This is a genomic window from Streptomyces sp. NPDC093600 (genome assembly GCF_044764755.1).
GTDB lineage: Bacteria > Actinomycetota > Actinomycetes > Streptomycetales > Streptomycetaceae > Streptomyces.
Map to the genome: position 1 here is coordinate 407,588 of NZ_JBIWIU010000004.1, position 16,432 is coordinate 424,019.

At 72.1% G+C, this 16,432-nt stretch carries 19 protein-coding genes; 4 read left to right on the forward strand and 15 right to left on the reverse strand.

Annotation, left to right across the window (positions count from 1 at the left end; genetic code table 11):
• Window positions 1-73: 73 nt before the first annotated feature.
• The gene (locus ACIRB4_RS14545; protein WP_403291166.1) at window positions 74-340 is read left to right on the forward strand and encodes a hypothetical protein; all 267 of its coding nucleotides are present in this window, start codon (window positions 74-76) and stop codon (window positions 338-340) included.
• A 63-nt stretch (window positions 341-403) separates the two neighbouring features.
• Here ACIRB4_RS14545 and der read toward each other — a convergent pair whose 3' ends face one another.
• The 5 genes from der to aroH all read right to left on the reverse strand — a co-directional run bounded on the left by der (window position 404) and on the right by aroH (window position 5,007).
• On the reverse strand, window positions 404-1,852 hold the full coding sequence (gene der, locus ACIRB4_RS14550; protein WP_403291168.1) for a ribosome biogenesis GTPase Der: 1,449 nt from the start codon (window positions 1,850-1,852) through the stop codon (window positions 404-406).
• A 60-nt stretch (window positions 1,853-1,912) separates the two neighbouring features.
• Window positions 1,913-2,611, reverse strand: a complete 699-nt coding sequence (locus ACIRB4_RS14555; RefSeq protein ID WP_403291169.1) for a lysophospholipid acyltransferase family protein — start codon at window positions 2,609-2,611, stop codon at window positions 1,913-1,915.
• Window positions 2,554-3,231, reverse strand: coding sequence for a (d)CMP kinase (cmk, locus tag ACIRB4_RS14560; RefSeq protein WP_403291243.1), 678 nt, complete (start codon window positions 3,229-3,231; stop codon window positions 2,554-2,556). The genes ACIRB4_RS14555 and cmk overlap by 58 nt, the downstream gene beginning before the upstream one ends.
• A 328-nt stretch (window positions 3,232-3,559) precedes the next feature.
• Window positions 3,560-4,648 (reverse strand): prephenate dehydrogenase, encoded by a 1,089-nt coding sequence (locus ACIRB4_RS14565; RefSeq protein WP_403291171.1) that lies wholly within the window; start codon window positions 4,646-4,648, stop codon window positions 3,560-3,562.
• Window positions 4,645-5,007: a chorismate mutase gene (gene aroH, locus ACIRB4_RS14570; protein WP_403291172.1), complete on the reverse strand. Its 363-nt coding sequence runs from the start codon at window positions 5,005-5,007 to the stop codon at window positions 4,645-4,647. Before aroH ends, ACIRB4_RS14565 begins: the two co-directional genes overlap by 4 nt.
• 145 nt (window positions 5,008-5,152) lie before the next feature.
• On the opposite strand from aroH, the gene ACIRB4_RS14575 reads away from it, so the two are divergent.
• From ACIRB4_RS14575 to ACIRB4_RS14585, 3 genes are read left to right on the forward strand one after another with little or no spacing between them, the layout of a single operon-like run.
• Complete coding sequence (locus ACIRB4_RS14575; protein WP_403291174.1) at window positions 5,153-5,482, forward strand: DUF952 domain-containing protein; 330 nt, start codon at window positions 5,153-5,155, stop codon at window positions 5,480-5,482.
• A gap of 46 nt (window positions 5,483-5,528) precedes the next feature.
• Window positions 5,529-6,011 carry a Rieske (2Fe-2S) protein gene (locus ACIRB4_RS14580; RefSeq protein WP_403291175.1) on the forward strand — a complete coding sequence of 161 codons (483 nt, stop codon included), beginning with the start codon at window positions 5,529-5,531 and terminating at the stop codon, window positions 6,009-6,011.
• Between the two features lie 10 nt (window positions 6,012-6,021).
• On the forward strand, window positions 6,022-6,720 hold the full coding sequence (locus tag ACIRB4_RS14585) for a DNA polymerase beta superfamily protein (RefSeq protein WP_403291177.1): 699 nt from the start codon (window positions 6,022-6,024) through the stop codon (window positions 6,718-6,720).
• A gap of 6 nt (window positions 6,721-6,726) precedes the next feature.
• Here ACIRB4_RS14585 and ACIRB4_RS14590 read toward each other — a convergent pair whose 3' ends face one another.
• The 10 genes from ACIRB4_RS14590 to ald all read right to left on the reverse strand — a co-directional run bounded on the left by ACIRB4_RS14590 (window position 6,727) and on the right by ald (window position 16,352).
• On the reverse strand, window positions 6,727-7,743 hold the full coding sequence (locus ACIRB4_RS14590) for an ADP-ribosylglycohydrolase family protein (RefSeq protein WP_403291178.1): 1,017 nt from the start codon (window positions 7,741-7,743) through the stop codon (window positions 6,727-6,729).
• Window positions 7,740-8,477 (reverse strand): NUDIX hydrolase, encoded by a 738-nt coding sequence (locus ACIRB4_RS14595; RefSeq protein WP_403291179.1) that lies wholly within the window; start codon window positions 8,475-8,477, stop codon window positions 7,740-7,742. Before ACIRB4_RS14595 ends, ACIRB4_RS14590 begins: the two co-directional genes overlap by 4 nt.
• On the reverse strand, window positions 8,474-9,553 hold the full coding sequence (locus ACIRB4_RS14600) for an AAA family ATPase (RefSeq protein WP_403291180.1): 1,080 nt from the start codon (window positions 9,551-9,553) through the stop codon (window positions 8,474-8,476). Before ACIRB4_RS14600 ends, ACIRB4_RS14595 begins: the two co-directional genes overlap by 4 nt.
• Window positions 9,550-10,203 (reverse strand): nicotinamide riboside transporter PnuC, encoded by a 654-nt coding sequence (gene pnuC / locus ACIRB4_RS14605; protein WP_403291181.1) that lies wholly within the window; start codon window positions 10,201-10,203, stop codon window positions 9,550-9,552. The genes ACIRB4_RS14600 and pnuC overlap by 4 nt, the downstream gene beginning before the upstream one ends.
• A 136-nt stretch (window positions 10,204-10,339) precedes the next feature.
• A complete protein-coding gene (locus ACIRB4_RS14610) occupies window positions 10,340-11,497 on the reverse strand; it encodes a pseudouridine synthase (RefSeq protein WP_403291183.1) in 1,158 nt (385 codons plus the stop codon).
• On the reverse strand, window positions 11,497-12,087 hold the full coding sequence (scpB, locus tag ACIRB4_RS14615) for an SMC-Scp complex subunit ScpB (RefSeq protein WP_403291185.1): 591 nt from the start codon (window positions 12,085-12,087) through the stop codon (window positions 11,497-11,499). Before scpB ends, ACIRB4_RS14610 begins: the two co-directional genes overlap by 1 nt.
• Window positions 12,084-13,229, reverse strand: a complete 1,146-nt coding sequence (locus ACIRB4_RS14620) for a segregation and condensation protein A (RefSeq protein ID WP_403291186.1) — start codon at window positions 13,227-13,229, stop codon at window positions 12,084-12,086. Before ACIRB4_RS14620 ends, scpB begins: the two co-directional genes overlap by 4 nt.
• Window positions 13,230-13,274: 45 nt before the next feature.
• Complete coding sequence (locus ACIRB4_RS14625) at window positions 13,275-13,766, reverse strand: hypothetical protein (protein WP_403291244.1); 492 nt, start codon at window positions 13,764-13,766, stop codon at window positions 13,275-13,277.
• On the reverse strand, window positions 13,763-14,806 hold the full coding sequence (locus ACIRB4_RS14630) for a ParA family protein (protein ID WP_229818740.1): 1,044 nt from the start codon (window positions 14,804-14,806) through the stop codon (window positions 13,763-13,765). The genes ACIRB4_RS14625 and ACIRB4_RS14630 overlap by 4 nt, the downstream gene beginning before the upstream one ends.
• Before the next feature lie 430 nt (window positions 14,807-15,236).
• Window positions 15,237-16,352 carry an alanine dehydrogenase gene (gene ald / locus ACIRB4_RS14635; protein ID WP_403291187.1) on the reverse strand — a complete coding sequence of 372 codons (1,116 nt, stop codon included), beginning with the start codon at window positions 16,350-16,352 and terminating at the stop codon, window positions 15,237-15,239.
• Between the last annotated feature and the right edge of the window lie 80 nt (window positions 16,353-16,432).

A 16,432-nucleotide genomic window follows, 5' to 3' on the forward strand; every position in this document is an offset into this window, starting at 1 on the left:
CGACGGTGTCGTTGGCACATACGTGCACTCATACGACCCACTCCGCCAGCCCCGTCCGAGTCAGATCCCCTCGATGCGTCCGGCCCATGACGTCACGACGGGCGAGTCGGCCACGCCGATCTACGACGCTCTGTACTCGGAGTACCGCCGGTCGTTCCGCTCGCTGCCGGGGGATCGCAGCGGCGAGGAGGATCTCGGCTTCCGGGCCTTCGGGACACCGGTGGGCTCGGGCCTGTACGGGCACCACGGCTACCGGCAGGCGGCGCAGCCGACGGCCTGGTCGGCGCAGCACCACCCCGTCCCGGCGGCGCTTCCGCCGGGACCCCGCAGGGGCCTGTAGGACCCGCGACAACGGCTGAGGGCCGGGGCAGAAGCCCCGGCCCTCAGCCGTTGTCGGTCCCGCTCACTTCTTGCGGCCGCGCTTCTCGCGCACGCGCACGGAGATGTGGATCGGGGTGCCCTCGAAGCCGAACTCCTCGCGCAGGCGGCGCTCGACGAAGCGGCGGTAGCCGTGCTCCAGGAAGCCGGAGGCGAAGAGCACGAACCGGGGCGGCTTGGTGCCCGCCTGCGTACCGAACAGGATGCGGGGCTGCTTGCCGCCGCGGATCGGGTGCGGGTGGGCGGCGACCAGCTCGCCGAGGAAGGCGTTCAGACGGCCGGTGGGGACGCGGGTCTCCCATCCGGCGAGCGCGGTCTCGATCGCCGGGACCAGCTTCTCCATGTGGCGGCCGGTCTTGGCCGAGACGTTGACGCGGGGCGCCCAGGCGACCTGCTGCATCTCGGTCTCGATCTCGCGCTCCAGGTAGTAGCGCCGCTCCTCGTCGAGCTCGTCCCACTTGTTGTACGCGATGACGAGCGCGCGCCCGGACTCCACCGCCATGGTGATGATGCGCTGGTCCTGGACCGAGATGTTGTCCGTGGTGTCGATCAGGACAACGGCGACCTCGGCCTTCTCGACCGCGGCGGCGGTCCGCAGGGAGGCGTAGTAGTCCGCGCCCTCCTGGAGGTGGACCTTCTTGCGGATACCGGCCGTGTCGACGAACTTCCAGACCTTGCCGCCGAGCTCGATCAGCTCGTCGACCGGGTCGCGGGTGGTGCCGGCCATCTCGTTGACGACCACCCGGTCCTCGTTGGCCACCTTGTTCAGGAGCGAGGACTTGCCGACGTTCGGCCGGCCGATGAGCGCGACGCGGCGCGGGCCGCCGACGGCGGTGCCGAAGGTCTGCGCGGGCGCCTCGGGGAGCGCCTCCAGGACGGCGTCGAGCATGTCGCCGGTGCCGCGGCCGTGCAGCGAGGAGACCGGGTGCGGCTCGCCGAGACCGAGCGACCACAGGGCGGTGGCGTCGGCCTCGCCGGAGGGGCCGTCGACCTTGTTGGCGCACAGGACGACGGGCTTGCCGGCGCGGCGGAGCAGCTTGACGACGGCCTCGTCGGTGTCGGTGGCGCCGACGGTGGCGTCCACGACGAAGACACAGGCGTCGGCGGCCTCGATGGCGTACTCGGCCTGGGCGGCGACGGAGGCGTCGATTCCGAGGACGTCCTGCTCCCAGCCGCCGGTGTCGACGACCTTGAAGCGGCGGCCGGCCCACTCGGCCTCGTAGGTGACGCGGTCGCGGGTGACGCCGGGCTTGTCCTCGACGACGGCCTCGCGGCGGCCGATGATCCGGTTCACCAGGGTCGACTTGCCGACGTTCGGACGGCCGACGACGGCGAGGACGGGGAGCGGGCCGTGCCCGGCCGCCTCGATCGCGCCCTCGACCTCCTCGACGTCGAAGCCCTCTTCCGCGGCGAGCTCCATGAACTCCGCGTACTCGGCGTCGCCAAGTGCCCCGTGGTCGTGCTGGTCGTTCATGAAGTCCGTTCCTTGATCATTCGTGGTCGGTGGGTGCGAACCCACTACTCAGAGTCTCACTCAGCGCCCGGTGAGGCGCCTGGCGTTTTCCAGGTGGGCGGTGAGCCGCTCCTGGATGCGTACGGTGGCGTCGTCCAACGCCTTGCGGGTGCGCCGGCCGCTCGGGTCGCCTGCCTGGAAGGCGTCGCCGAAGACGACGTCGACGCGGTTGCGCAGCGGCGGCAGTGCCTTGACCAACCGTCCGCGCCGCTCGGAACTTCCCAGGACGGCGACCGGGACGATGGGCGCCCCGCTGCGGACGGCGAAGTAGGCGAGGCCGGCGCGCAGGGAGGCGAAGTCGCCCTCGCCGCGGGTGCCCTCGGGGAAGATCCCGAGGACGCCGCCGTGCTCCAGGACCGCGAGGGCGTTGCCTATCGTGTTCCGGTCGGTGCTGTCCCGGTCGACCTTGACCTGCCCGATGCCCTCCAGGAAGGGCCCCAGGGGTCCGACGAATGCTTCCTTCTTGACGAGGAAGTGCACCGGCCGGGGGGCGGTGCCCATGACCATGGGTCCGTCGATGTTGTGCGCGTGGTTGACGGCGAGGATGAGGGGGCCGGAGGCCGGCACCCGCCAGGCGCCGAGGACGCGCGGCTTCCACAGGCCGTGCATCAGCCCGATGCCGATGCCACGCCCGACGGCGGCGCCCTTCTTGGAGGGCAGGGTCACCGGGCGGCCGCCCGCTTCTGGGTACGCCGCTCCTCGACGAGGGTGACGACGCACTCGATGACCTGGTCCAGGGTCAGGTCCGTGGTGTCGACCTCGACGGCGTCGTCGGCCTTGGCGAGCGGGGACGTCTTGCGGCTGGAGTCGGCCGCGTCCCGCTTGATCAGGGCCTGCCGGGTGGCGGCCACGTCGACGCCCTTGAGCTCGCCGGAGCGGCGGGCGGCGCGGGCCTCGGGCGACGCGGTGAGGAAGATCTTGAGGTCGGCGTCGGGGAGCACCGTCGTACCGATGTCGCGCCCCTCGACGACGATGCCGCCCTCGGCGCTCCTGGCGATGGTCCGCTGCAGCTCGGTGATGAGGGTCCGCACCTCCGGGACGGCGCTGACGGCGCTGACCTTGGAGGTGACCTCTTCGGTACGGATGGGCCCGGCGGCGTCGGCCCCGTCGACGGTGATCGTCGGGCGGGCCGGGTCGGTGCCGGAGACGATGACGGGCTTGGCGGCGGCGTTGGCGACGGCGTCGGCGTCGCTGACGTCGACGCCGTTGCTGATCATCCACCACGTGATGGCGCGGTACTGCGCGCCGGTGTCCAGGTAGCTCAGCCCCAGCTTGGCGGCGACCGCCTTCGAGGTGCTCGACTTGCCCGTGCCGGAGGGGCCGTCGATGGCGACGATCACGGTTTCCACGGTGGGGAACACCTTCCTGGGGTACGCGGTAGGGCCTCGCCGGACGCGGGGGGCCACCCCAAGGTTACCGAGTCCCAGCCACCCGTCTGGCCCAGCCGGGGGCCCAAGGGGTCACCGCCACCGAAAGGGCACCGCGCCTGTGGGTCGTGCCCGCCCGTTCCGCACCGGCGAAACGGACGGGCACAGCGGTGCCTGGGCGGCCACCCCGGTCCCTGGGCGGGCACAGCGGTGCCCGGGCAGGCACACCGGTGCCTGGGCGGACACAGCGGTGCCCGGGCAGGCACACCGGTCCCGGGGCGGCCACCTCGGTCCCTTCGGTTCACCCCGTCCGCAGCGCCCAGCCCCGTTCCTTGAGCGCCGCGCCCAGGACCGGCGCCGCCGAGGGCTCCACCATCAGCTGGACCAGACCCGCCTGCTGGCCTGTCGCGTGCTCGATGCGGACGTCCTCGATATTGACGCCCGCGCGGCCCGCGTCCGCGAAGATACGGGCCAGCTCGCCGGGCTGGTCGCTGATGAGGACCGCGACCGTCTCGTACTGCGCCGGAGCCGCGCCGTGCTTGCCCGGCACACGCGCGCGGCCCGCGTTGCCGCGGCGCAGGACGTCCTCGACGCCCGAGGCGCCGCCGCGGCGCTCCTCCTCGTCGGCGGACTGGAGGGAGCGCAGCGCCCGGACCGTCTCGTCCAGGTCGGCCGCGACGCCCGCGAGGACGTCCGCGACCGGGCCGGGGTTCGCCGAGAGGATGTCGATCCACATGCGCGGGTCGGAGGCGGCGATCCGGGTGACGTCGCGGATGCCCTGGCCGCAGAGCCGTACGGCCGTCTCGTCCGCCTCCTCAAGGCGCGCGGCCACCATCGACGACACCAGCTGGGGGGTGTGCGAGACGAGCGCGACGGCCCGGTCGTGGGCGTCCGCGTCCATGACCACCGGCACCGCGCGGCAGAGCGCCACGAGCTCCAGGGCCAGGTTCAGGACCTCCGTGTCGGTGTCCCGGGTCGGCGTGAGGACCCACGGCCGGCCCTCGAAGAGATCCGCCGTCGCCGCCAGTGGGCCGGAGCGCTCCTTGCCCGACATCGGGTGCGTCCCGATGTACGCGGTGAGGTCGGCCCCCAGCTCCTCCAGCTCCCGCCTGGGTCCGCCCTTGACGCTGGCCACGTCGAGGTAGCCGCGGGCCAGGCCCTCCCGCATGGCCGCGGCGAGGGTGCCCGCCACGTGCGCCGGGGGTACGGCGACGATCGCGAGGTCGACGCGGCCCTCGGGCGGCTCGTCCGTCCCGGCGCCGAGCGCCGCCGCCGTACGCGCGGCCGCAGGGTCGTGGTCGCGGAGGTGGACGGCGATGCCCCGCTGGGCGAGCGCGAGGGCCGCGGAGGTGCCGATCAGACCGGTTCCGATGACGAGCGCGGTCCTCACTGGGCGATGTCCTTACGGAGGGTGGCGGCCGCGCCGAGGTAGACGTGGGCGATCTCCGCCTTGGGCAGGTCCGACTCGACGTGCGCGAGGAGGCGTACGACCCTCGGCATCGCTCCCTCGACGTCCAGCTCCTGCGCGCAGATCAGTGGTACGTCGACGATCCCGATCCGGCGCGCCGCGGCGGCGGGGAAGTCGCTGTGCAGATCGGGCGTGGCCGTGAACCAGATACTGATCAGGTCGTCGGCGGTGAGCCCGTTGCGCTCCAGGACGGCGGTGAGCAGCTCCTCGACCTGCTCGTGCATATGTCCGGCCTCGTCCCGTTCCAGCTGGACGGCGCCTCGGACCGCTCGTACCGCCACGTCGTGCTCCTTCGAAATGCGATCAGTGCTCCGATCAGCCTAGTCAGCCGTACCGGCGCGCAGCCGGGGCGACCGTCCTCCGAGACGGCCAATGTCACCCGGGCCCGTCCACGCCGCCACTCGGCGCGGGGGGTACAACTGTCGGATGCTTCTGCACGTCGTACCGGCGGCCGCGTGGTCCGCCGATCCCGGTCTCCCGTACGCGCCCGCCTCCCTGGCGGCCGAGGGCTTCGTCCACTGCTCGGCGGACGAGGTGGCGGCGCTCGCCGTCGCCGACGCCCGCTATCGGGAGGTCGCCGGGCCTCTGCTGGCCCTGGTCATCGACGAGTCCCGGCTGGCCGGCGAGGTCCGCTGGGAGGAGTCGCGGGGCACGCTGTTCCCGCATGTGTACGGCCCGATCGAGCGGGAGGCGGTGGTCGACGTCCTGGAGGTGCGCCGGGACGCGGACGGCCGGGCGAGGGGGATGGCCTCCTAGGCGTGTCGCCCGCGGGAGGGTTCGGCACGCCGCCATGGTGGAGGGCATGAATTCAGAAGCTCCAGACGCCACGCCCCGCCGTACCGTGCTCCTGGCGGGTGCGGGTTCGGTCGCCGCGCTGGCCACCGGGTGCGGCGCGGACGGTGACGGGGGCGGGGGTACGACGCCCGGCCCGACCGTCTCCCCGACCGCCGGCACCACCGGTCCGGCCACGACCGCGCCCGCCGTCTCGCCGCCCGCCGGGGCGACGCTCGCCCGTACCTCCGAGATCCCGGTCGGCGGCGGCACGGTCTTCAAGGAGGAGAAGGTGGTCGTCACGCAGCCGACGCAGGGCGACTTCAAGGCGTTCTCGGCGGTCTGCACGCACCAGGGCTGCACGGTCAGCAAGGTCGAGAACGGCACCATCGACTGTGCCTGCCACGGCTCGAAGTTCCGTATCGCCGACGGGTCGGTGGCCGCGGGGCCGGCCAGGCGCCCCCTGCCTGCCGAGCGGATCAGCGTGTCGGGGGACGCCATCACCCTGACGTAATCTGTCGCCCATGACTCCGGTAGAACTGGTGCGCGACCACACGATCTACTCCTGTGTCATGGGGTCGCGCGCCTTCGGTCTGGCCACGGAGGAGAGCGACACCGACCGCCGGGGCGTGTTCCTCGCCCCGACCCCGCTCTTCTGGCGCTTGGAGAAGCCGCCGGCGCACGTGGAAGGGCCGGGCGAGGAGCAGTTCAGCTGGGAGCTGGAGCGCTTCTGCGAACTGGCCCTGCGGGCCAACCCCAACGTCCTGGAGTGCCTGCACTCCCCCGTGGTCGAGCAGATCGACGACACGGGCCGCGAACTGGTCGCGCTGCGCGGGGCTTTCCTCTCCCGTCAGGCGCACCAGACGTTCGTCCGCTACGCGGCCGGGCAGCGCAGGAAGCTCGACGCCGACGTCCGCCAGTACGGGGAGCCGCGCTGGAAGCACGCGATGCATCTGCTGCGGCTGCTGATGAGCTGCCGCGATCTGCTGCGGACCGGCGAGCTGACCATCCACGTGGGCGACGAGCGGGACCGGCTCCTCGCGGTGAAGCGCGGCGAGGTGTCGTGGCCCGAGGTCGAGTCGTGGATGCTCCGCCTCACGGAGGAGGCGGACCACGCCTCCACCACGAGCCCGCTCCCCGCGACCCCGGACCACGCCCGCGTGGAGGACTTCCTCCTGCGCGCCCGCCGCGCGTCGGCGCTGAGCGTCCTTCAGCCGGGCTGAGCCGGCTCAAGCGTCCCAGAGCGCGCCGAACGACAGCAGTTCGTCGCGGTGTTCGATCCGCTCCGACCACTCCTTCGGCCAGGCGTCGGCGCCCAGGTGGGCCCCCGCGAACGCGCCCGTCAGGCAGGCGATCGAGTCCGAGTCGCCGCGGGTGCAGGCGGCGCGGCGCAGGGCGGTGAGGGGGGCTTCGGGGAAGAGGAGGAAGCACAGGAGGGCGGTGGCGAGGGCCTCTTCGGCGATCCAGCCGTCGCCGGTGTATTCGCAGGGGTCGAGTTCCGGGTCGGCCGTGCGCTGGACGGCGTCCAGTTTCTCCAGGACCGCGAGGCACTCGTCCCAGCCTCGCTCGATGAAGTGCCGGGGCGTGGGGTCCTGGGCGTGTGCCCAGAGGTCGCCGAGCCACTGCTCGTGGTAGCGGGAGCGGTTCTCGTACGCGTACGAGCGGAGGTGGCCGACCAGTCCGGCCGGGTCGACGCCCTGGGTGAGCAGGTGGACCGCGCGGGCGGTCAGGTCGGAGGCGGCGAGCGCCGTGGGGTGGCCGTGGGTGAGCGCCGACTGGAGCTGGGCCGCGCCCGCGCGCTGTTCGTCGCTCAGGCCGGGGACGAGCCCGATCGGTGCGACCCGCATGTTGGCGCCGCACCCCTTGGAGCCGGTCTGGCTGGCCTGCTGCCAGGGCCGGTCGCCGTCGAGGAGCCGGCAGGCGACCATGCAGGTGCGGCCGGGAGCCCGGTTGTTCTCCGGGGAGTGGTACCAGTCGACGAACTCCTCCCGGACCGGCCGGGCCAGTCGAAGCGGGGCGAGGACGCCCCGGTCCATGGCGGTGCGGACGCCCCGCGCGAGGGCGAGCGTCATCTGGGTGTCGTCGGTGATGTACGCGATGCCGTTCCGTCTCACCGGGAGTTCCATGGCCCGCCAGGGCCCGCACTTGGCGAGGATGGAGGGCACGTCGTTGAACTCGGTCGGGAAGCCGAGCGCGTCACCGAGCGCCAGTCCGATCAGCGCCCCCGTGGCCGCCTGCTTGGTCATGCGGATCGTCCTTCCGGTCGCAGCAGCGGCGGGTGGAGAGCCGTGGCCTCCCCCGCCCGGTAGAGAGCGGCCGGTTTCCCCCGTCCGCCGGTGAGGCGCGGCGGTCCCTCCACGGCCTGGACGAAGCCGGGCGTGGCGAGGACCTTGCGCCGGAAGTTGGGGCGGTCGAGCTCGACGCCCCAGACCGTCTCGTACACCTGCCGCAGCTCGCCGATCGTGAACTCGGGCGCGCAGAAGGCGGTGGCGAGACAGGTGTACTCCAGCTTGGCGCCGATCCGTTCACGGGCGTCGGCGAGGATCCGGTCGTGGTCGAAGGCGAGCGGCCCGTGCGTCCCGTACGGCGTCCAGCGGGCGCGTGCCGCGTCGCCGCCGCCGCGCGGCTCGGGGGGGTCCGGTACGAGCGCGGTGTACGCGACCGAGACGACCCGCATCCTGGGGTCGCGGTCGGGCTCGCTGTAGGTGCGCAGCTGTTCGAGGTGGAGTCCGGCGACGGTGGCCTCGGACAGGCCGGTCTCCTCGGCGAGTTCGCGGCGCGCGGCCTGCTCGGAGGACTCGCGGGGCAGGACGAAGCCACCGGGCAGGGCCCAGGCTCCGGCGTACGGCTCCTGGCCGCGTTCGACGAGCAGGACGTGGAGGCGCTCCTCGCGGAGGGTGAAGACGGCGAGGTCGGCGGTGACGGCGAACGGCTCGAAGGCGTTCCGGTCGTAGCCCTCGGGGGCCTGGGCGTGGTTCATCGGCGCTCCGGCAGGGGGTCGGCCAGGTGCCAGCCCTCGGCGAGCAGCTCGTCCACGGCGGCGACGGCGGCCGCGAGCCGCTCCTCGTGCGGTCCGGTGAGGACGGCCGTACGGCGGCCGGTGTGGGCGAGCTGGGCGACGAAGCGGGCGGTCATCCAGGGCCGCAGATGCTCCCCGTCGCGCAGTCCGTCGTCCTCGAACGCGACGCCGTGGTGGTCGGTGAGCAGCCAGAGGTGCTGCCGGCCGCGCGCGGCGACCTCGCCGGTGGCGGGGCTGGTGGTGCCCATGTACCGCTCGTGCCAGATCGTGGTGGCGAAGGCGTCGGTGTCGCAGATGAGCACGGGCGATCCGGCCCGCGCGGCCTCCTCCTCCAGCTCGGCCTGGCGCTGGGCGATGACGGGGAAGTCGCTGGACCGGAAGGTGACGTCCGTCCAGTCCGCGGCGGGCCGTTCCGCACGCAGTTCGGCGAGTTTCAGCTCGCTGTACTCGCGCCCGTACTCCGGTACGCAACGGGTGCGGGCCCACACGCCGCCGCGTCGCCGGTAGTGGTCGGCCAGGGCGAGGGCCATGGTGGTGGTGCCGGTGGACTCGGCGCCGAGGACGACCACGCGCCGGGTGAGGGCGGCCCGTACGGGCGGTTCGAGGAAGTCCCAGCAGCCGGCGGGGTCCTTGCGGACGGCGGTGCCGGAGACGGGGAAGAGGGTGCGGTCCGGGTCGACGCAGACGGACGCGGCGCCGAAGCGGCGGCCGAGCTCCTCCCCGTACGGCTCGGAGGTGAAGACGGCGTCGACGCGTTCGGGCACGGCGGCCCGGAAGACGGCCATGTGGGCGGCCCACACGTCGGGGTCGTGGAGGTCGACGGGGATGTCGTCGACGGCGCCGACGACGAGGACGTCGGGGTGGATCTCGCGCATCCAGTCGACCCGGTCCTCCAGGGGCAGGGTCTCCACGGACGAGGCGCAGACGAGGACGGTGAGGCGCTCGCAGCGGTCGCGCGCGGTGCGGATCAGGTGATGGTGGCCGGCGTGCGGCGGGTAGAACTTGCCGAGGACCAGGCCGTGGCCGTAGCGCTTCATGCCACCGCCTCCGCGGGGAGGGCGCGCTGTGCGGCGAGGTCGCGGCTCCAGTTGCGCAGGCCGAGGACGCAGAGCGTCATGAAGCCGATGTACAGCAGGGAGGTCAGATACAGCTCCTTGTGGGCGTACAAGGGCACGTAGACCACGTCGGCGGCGATCCAGAGCCACCAGGACTCGAGCCGCTTGCGGCACTGGCCGTAGGTGGCGGTGAGGGAGAGCGCGGTCGTCAGGGCGTCCCAGAAGGGGACGGTCGAGTCGGTGGCGCGGTCGAGCAGCAGGGTGAGGCCGAGGGTCCCCACCACCCCCGCCGTGATCAGCCACGTCCACTCGGTGCGCGAGGTGCGGCGCACCGGGAGGGTGTCGGAGCCCGGTCCACCCCCGTGGGTCCAGGTCCACCAGCCGTACACGGCGAGGGTGATGAAGACGATCTGGAGGCCGGCGTCGGCGTAGAGCCCCGCCTGCGCGAAGAGCAGGATGAAGAAGAGGTTGTTGGCGATGCCGATGGGCCAGTTGGCGAGGTGCTGGCGGGCGACGAGCCAGACGCAGAGCGCTCCGCTGCCGAAGCCGAGGACTTCGGTCCAGCTGACCGGGGTGTCCAGGACGGTGACGAGCGGCTGCTGCAGGGGTTCGAGCATGCTTGCGAGGCTCACGCCCGCCTCCTTAAGAGTCACCTTGACTATAAAGGTCGGCGGGTTCGCCCACAAGTGCGAAGGGGCGACGACAGCGACGAGGAAGCCCGTGACCGCATGGCGGTCACGGGCTTCCTGTCGTCGTGGGGCGACGCGGCTACATACCGACTTCCTTCATCAGCATGCCGACCTCGGTGTTGGTCAGCCGGCGCAGCCAGCCGGACTTCTGGTCACCGAGCCCGATCGGGCCGAAGGCCGTGCGGACCAGCTTCTCCACCGGGAAGCCGGCCTCGGACAGCATGCGGCGCACGATGTGCTTGCGGCCCTCGTGCAGGGTGACCTCGACCAGGTAGTTCTTGCCGGTCTGCTCCACCACGCGGAAGTGGTCCGCGCGGGCGTAGCCGTCCTCCAGCTGGATGCCCTCCTTGAGCCGCTTGCCGACCTCGCGCGGCAGCGGGCCCGTGATGGCGGCCAGGTAGGTCTTCTTCACGCCGTACTTCGGGTGCGTGAGACGGTGGGCCAGCTCACCGTGGTTGGTGAGCAGGATGATGCCCTCGGTCTCGGTGTCGAGCCGGCCGACGTGGAAGAGCCGGGTCTCACGGTTGTTGACGTAGTCGCCGAGGCACTGACGGCCGTCGGGGTCCTCCATGGTGGAGACGACACCGGCGGGCTTGTTCAGGGCGAAGAAGAGGTACGACTGGGTCGCCACGGTCAGGCCGTCGACCTTGATCTCGTCCTTCTCCGGGTCGACGCGCTTGCCCTGCTCCAGGACGATCTCGCCGTTGACCTCGACGCGGGCCTGCTCGATCAGCTCCTCGCAGGCGCGGCGGGAGCCCATGCCGGCGCGGGCGAGCACCTTCTGCAGCCGCTCGCCCTCCTGCTCGGCGCCCGGGAAGGTCTTCGGGGTCTTGATCTCGGGCCGGTCCGCGTACCGGTCGCGGTTGCGCTGCTCGATCTTGGCGTCGAGCTCGCGCGAGCGGGCCGGGGCCTGCCGCTGCCCGTGCGGGCCGCGACGGGGCGGGTTGCCCTGGGGGGCCTTCGGGCCGCCCTTGGCGCCCCCGCGGGCCGCGGCGCCGCGGCCCTTCTTCGGTCCGTCGGACGGGCCGCCGGTGCCACCCACGTCGTAGCGACGCTCCTCGGGGCGCGGGTTGCGCGGACGGCCGCCGCCCGGCTTGTCGTCGCGGCTGTTGCCGGCGCCGCGGTGGTTACCGCGTCCCCCGCCGCTGCCGCCGCTGCTGCCGCCGCGGCCGCCGCTGTTGCCACCACGGCTCCCGCCGTTGTTTCCGCTGCTGTTCCTGCCGCTGCTGCTTCGCATCAATCTTCCGTCGTCTTGTCGTCTGCGTCCGGGTCGAACGACGGAACCCCTTCCAGCGTCTCCGCCTCGATCGCGTCCGCCTCGGGGAGGAAGGGCGCGAGCTCGGGGAGCTCGTCCAGGCCGCGCAGGCCCATCCGCTCCAGAAAGTAGTTCGTCGTCCTGTACAGGATCGCACCTGTTTCGGGTTCCGCGCCCGCCTCCTCCACCAGACCGCGCTGGAGGAGGGTCCGCATGACCCCGTCGCAGTTGACACCGCGGACCGCGGAGACGCGGGAACGGCTGACCGGCTGGCGGTACGCGACGACGGCGAGGGTCTCCAGGGCGGCCTGGGTGAGCCGGGCCTGCTGGCCGTCCAGGACGAAGGCCTCGACGGCCCCGGCGTACTCGGCCCGCGTGTAGAACCGCCAGCCGCCGGCGACCAGGCGCAGCTCGAAGCCGCGGCCCTGGGCGGTGTACTCGTCGGCGAGCTCGCGCAGGGCGTCGCCGACCTCGCGGCGGGGCACGTCGAGGATCTTGGCGAGGTGCTCCTCGGTGGCGGGCTCGTCGACGACCATGAGGACGGCTTCGAGGGAGGGCTTGAGGTCGCTCACGCCGGGGCCTCCGTTTCCTGATCGAACTCGTCGGTGACGCGGACTTCACCGGCACCGGCCCAGGTGACGGTGAGCTCGCCGAGGGCGTCCTCCTGTTCGAGGGCGATGGCCCTCTCGCGGTACAGCTCCAGAAGGGCGAGGAACCGGGCGACGACCGTCAGGGTGTCCTCGGCTCCCTCGGCGAGCTCCCGGAAGCTGACGGTTCCGCGCTCCTTGAGCAGGGCGACGACGACCTCTGCCTGTTCACGGACGCTGACGAGGGGGGCGTGGATGTGGTCGACGTACACCTGGGGCCTGGCCTTGGGCTGCATCGCCTTGACGGCGAGCGCGGCGAAGCCCTCGGCGCCGATGCTGATGACGACCTCGGGGAGCAGCTCGGCGTGGTGCGGTTCGAGGCCGACGGTACGGGGGTACCGCCTGCCCTCGGCCTCCCACCGCTCGGCGAAGATCTCGGCGATCCGCTTGTACGCGCGGTACTGCAGAAGCCTGGCGAAGAGCAGGTCCCGTGCCTCGAGGAGGGCCAGGTCGGCCTCGTCCTCGACCTCGGCGGCGGGCAGCAGCCGGGCGGCCTTGAGGTCGAGCAGCGTGGCGGCGACGACGAGGAACTCAGTGGTCTGGTCGAGGTCCCAGTCGGGCCCCATGGCCCGGATGTGCGCCATGAACTCGTCGGTGACCTTGGAGAGGGCGACCTCGGTGACGTCGAGCTTGTGCTTCGAGATGAGCTGGAGCAGGAGGTCGAAGGGGCCTTCGAAGTTCACCAGCCTGACCGTGAACCGGCCGCCGTCGGGAACGGGGGCGCCCTCGGCGGAGTCCTCGGGGGTGCCGGGGGCAGGGACGCTGACACCGGGGGCGCTCGCGGCCGGGGCGTCGGGGGCAGGGGAGCTCGCCGACGCGTCGGGAGCCGTGCCGCCGCTCTCCGGCCCCGCTTCCGCCGGGGTCTCGTCCCTGGCGGGCCGGCGGCCGTCGGAGGCCGCGCCCGGCGCCGCCGCGGCCCGGCCGTCGGCGGGGCCGGGCTCGGGCGCGGGCTCGGGCTCGGGCGCGGGCTCGGCGGTCAGGTCCGACGCGCCTGCCGGAGGCACCCCCGGGCCGCGCCCCAGGGTGCGGCGGGGCGGGCGGGACGTCTCGGCGGGGGGCGGGGGCATCGGGGTCCAGGGAGGAGCAGGGGTGCGGCAGCCCGCAGGCTACCCTCAGCGGCCGCGCAGGCGGCGCACGAGGATGCTCGCGTCGCCCCGGGACTCCAGGTCCGCCAGGACCACCGCGACCGCCTCGCGGACGATCCGGCCCCGGTCCACGGCGAGACCGTGCTCACCCCGGAGCACCAGACGCGCGTGTTCCAGGTCCATCAGCTCCTCGGCGGAGACGTAGACGGTGATCTTCTCGTCGTGCCGCTCGCGCCCGCTGGGCCGCCGGTTCGGCGAACGGCCCCGGCGGCGTGCCGCCGGGGCGACCGGCGACGCGGACTTCACCGGAGGTGCGGGTTCCGCGGGCTCGGCCGTCCGGGCCCGCGGCTCCGCCGTCTCCGAGGACGCCGCCGTGTGCTCCGCGGAGCCCTCCGCCGCGCCCGTGTCGCTCTCGCCCGCCGGCGCCGGCACCCGGGCCTCGCCCCTGCGGGGCGAGGACGCCTGGAGCGCCATCCCCCCGGTCGTACGGAACAGTTCGTCGGCGCCGGGCAGACTCACTCGGCGTGACACCGGGCGAGCACCTCCCTGGCGAGCTGGCGGTAGGCGGCGGCGCCCACGGAGTTCGAGGCGTACGTGGTGATCGGTTCGCCGGCGACCGTGGTCTCCGGGAAGCGCACGGTCCGGCCGATCACCGTGTGGTACACGTGGTCGTCGAAGGCCTCGACGACGCGCGCGAGGACCTCACGGCTGTGCACGGTCCGGGAGTCGTACATCGTGGCGAGGATGCCGTCGAGCTCCAGCTCGGGGTTGAGCCGCTCCTGGACCTTCTCGATCGTCTCGGTCAGCAGGGCCACACCGCGCAGCGCGAAGAACTCGCACTCCAGCGGCACGATGACCTTGTGAGCCGCCGTCAGCGCGTTCACGGTCAGCAGACCGAGCGACGGCTGACAGTCGATCACGATGTAGTCGTAGTCGTTCATCAGCGGCTTCAGGGCGCGCTGGAGCGTGGACTCGCGCGCGACCTCGCTGACCAACTGCACCTCGGCCGCAGACAAATCGATATTGCTGGGCAGCAGGTCCATGTTGGGAACGGCGGTCTTGAGCAGCACCTCGTCCGCCGACATGCCCCGCTCCATGAGCAGGTTGTAGACGGTGAGGTCGAGCTCCATCGGGTTCACGCCGAGACCGACCGACAGGGCTCCCTGCGGGTCGAAGTCGACGAGCAGCACCCGCCGTCCGTACTCCGCGAGCGCGGCACCCAGGTTGATGGTCGACGTGGTCTTGCCGACGCCGCCCTTCTGGTTGCACATCGCGATGATCTTCGCGGGTCCGTGGTCGGTCAACGGGCCCGGGATCGGGAAGTACGGCAGGGGCCGTCCGGTGGGGCCGATCCGCTCGCGGCGCTGCCGGGCAGCGTCCGGTGCGAGGGTGGCCGCGTACTCCGGGTCGGGCTCGTACTCGGCGTCAGGGTCGTAGAAGTGCCCCTCGGGCACCTCGTCGTAGGCGGCGAAGTGGGTGGACTCTCGGCCACTCTCGTTGCCGGCCGTGGCGTTCACGTGTAGGCCGTCCATCATCTTCATCGTGTGGGCTGTCGTCATGGGCTGATGCGTCGCGAAAGTTCGGACAGCGACGGAGCCGACAGGGTTTCCTGGCTGTCCACCCCCGGGAGTAAATGTCGACTCATTCACAAGTCGTCTTACCTCCTTGGATGTGACCAGGAACATTTATCGATAGGTCAGCGTGGCACCATGCCGACGGTTGGCGACTCTATGGCGTGTCACCGCTCCGCAGCAACACAATCCGCCGGACCCGCCCCGATGTGTCGGCAACCGAACACCCCTCTGTCAAGGGCGCGCAGCCACGCATCCACACGTTTCGGGGGTGTGCGAATCGGTTAAAGGGTTACGTTCGAGGCGAGTTGAACCGGGGCCTCGAAGTGGCCGGACACACATCCGGCCGGGCCCTGGTGCACAGGGTCCGGCCGGATGCGTCAGTTGACGGCGCGCATTGACGGCGCCGCGGCGGAGGTCAGCCCAGCAGGCTGTTCAGCTCCAGGTGCTCGAGGCCGTGAGCCTCGGCGACCTCCTTGTAAACGACCTTGCCGTCATGGGTGTTGAGGCCCAGGGCGAGCGCGGAGTCGCGGCGCAGCGCCTCGACCCAGCCGTTGTTCGCCAGCGACACGATGTAGGGAAGCGTGGCGTTGGTCAGGGCGTACGTGGAGGTGTTCGGCACCGCGCCCGGCATGTTGGCGACGCAGTAGAAGACCGAGTTGTGGACCTGGAAGGTCGGCTCGGCGTGGGTGGTCGGGTGGGAGTCCTCGAAGCAGCCGCCCTGGTCGATCGCGATGTCGACAAGGACACTTCCGGGCTTCATCTTGGCGACGAGCTCGTTGGTGACCAGCTTCGGGGCCTTGGCGCCCGGGATGAGGACGGCGCCGATGACGAGGTCGGCCTCGACGACGGCCTTCTCCAGCTCGAAGGCGTTGGAGACGATCGTCTTCACCTTGGTGCCGAAGATCTTGTCGGCCTCGCGGAGCTTGTTGATGTCACGGTCGAGCAGGGTGACGTGGAAGCCCATGCCGACGGCGATCTGGGTGGCGTTCCAGCCGGAGACGCCACCGCCGATGACGACGCACTCGCCGGCGTGGGTGCCGGGGACGCCGCCGGGCAGGACGCCGCGGCCGCCGACCGAGCGCATCAGGTGGTAGGCGCCGACCTGCGGGGCCAGCCGGCCCGCGACCTCGGACATCGGGGCGAGCAGCGGCAGCGCGCGGTTCGCGGTCTCGACGGTCTCGTAGGCGATCGCGGTGGTGCCGGAGGCGAGCAGGGCGTCCGTGCACTCGCGGGAGGCGGCGAGGTGCAGGTAGGTGAAGAGGGTCTGGTCCTTGCGGAGGCGGTGGTACTCCTCCGCGATGGGCTCCTTGACCTTGAGCAGCAGGTCGGCCGTGGCCCAGACCTCGTCGGCGGTGGACAGGATCTGCGCACCGGCCGAGACGTACTCCTCGTCCGTGATCGAGGAGCCGACACCGGCGTTCTGCTCGACGAAGACCTGGTGGCCGTTGCGGACGAGCTCGTGGACACCGGCAGGGGTGATGGCCACGCGGAACTCGTTGTTCTTGACCTCGCGGGGGATGCCGACCTTCATCGTCGATCACGGTCCTTGAATCAGGGGGATAACTGGGGGCAATGCGATACATACCCGGCTGCACTACGGCGCACCGGGAC

Coding starts and splice junctions, on each gene's coding strand:
- ACIRB4_RS14620 (WP_403291186.1), bottom strand. CDS start 13,229: ATGCCCCCGCCCCCCGCCGAGACGTCCCGCCCGCCCCGCCGCACCCTG.
- ACIRB4_RS14545 (WP_403291166.1), top strand. CDS start 74: ATGCGTCCGGCCCATGACGTCACGACGGGCGAGTCGGCCACGCCGATC.
- ACIRB4_RS14580 (WP_403291175.1), top strand. CDS start 5,529: ATGAATTCAGAAGCTCCAGACGCCACGCCCCGCCGTACCGTGCTCCTG.
- ACIRB4_RS14600 (WP_403291180.1), bottom strand. CDS start 9,553: ATGAAGCGCTACGGCCACGGCCTGGTCCTCGGCAAGTTCTACCCGCCG.
- ACIRB4_RS14575 (WP_403291174.1), top strand. CDS start 5,153: ATGCTTCTGCACGTCGTACCGGCGGCCGCGTGGTCCGCCGATCCCGGT.
- ACIRB4_RS14585 (WP_403291177.1), top strand. CDS start 6,022: ATGACTCCGGTAGAACTGGTGCGCGACCACACGATCTACTCCTGTGTC.
- ACIRB4_RS14595 (WP_403291179.1), bottom strand. CDS start 8,477: ATGAACCACGCCCAGGCCCCCGAGGGCTACGACCGGAACGCCTTCGAG.
- der (WP_403291168.1), bottom strand. CDS start 1,852: ATGAACGACCAGCACGACCACGGGGCACTTGGCGACGCCGAGTACGCG.
- ACIRB4_RS14630 (WP_229818740.1), bottom strand. CDS start 14,806: ATGACGACAGCCCACACGATGAAGATGATGGACGGCCTACACGTGAAC.
- ald (WP_403291187.1), bottom strand. CDS start 16,352: ATGAAGGTCGGCATCCCCCGCGAGGTCAAGAACAACGAGTTCCGCGTG.
- ACIRB4_RS14610 (WP_403291183.1), bottom strand. CDS start 11,497: ATGCGAAGCAGCAGCGGCAGGAACAGCAGCGGAAACAACGGCGGGAGC.
- ACIRB4_RS14590 (WP_403291178.1), bottom strand. CDS start 7,743: ATGACCAAGCAGGCGGCCACGGGGGCGCTGATCGGACTGGCGCTCGGT.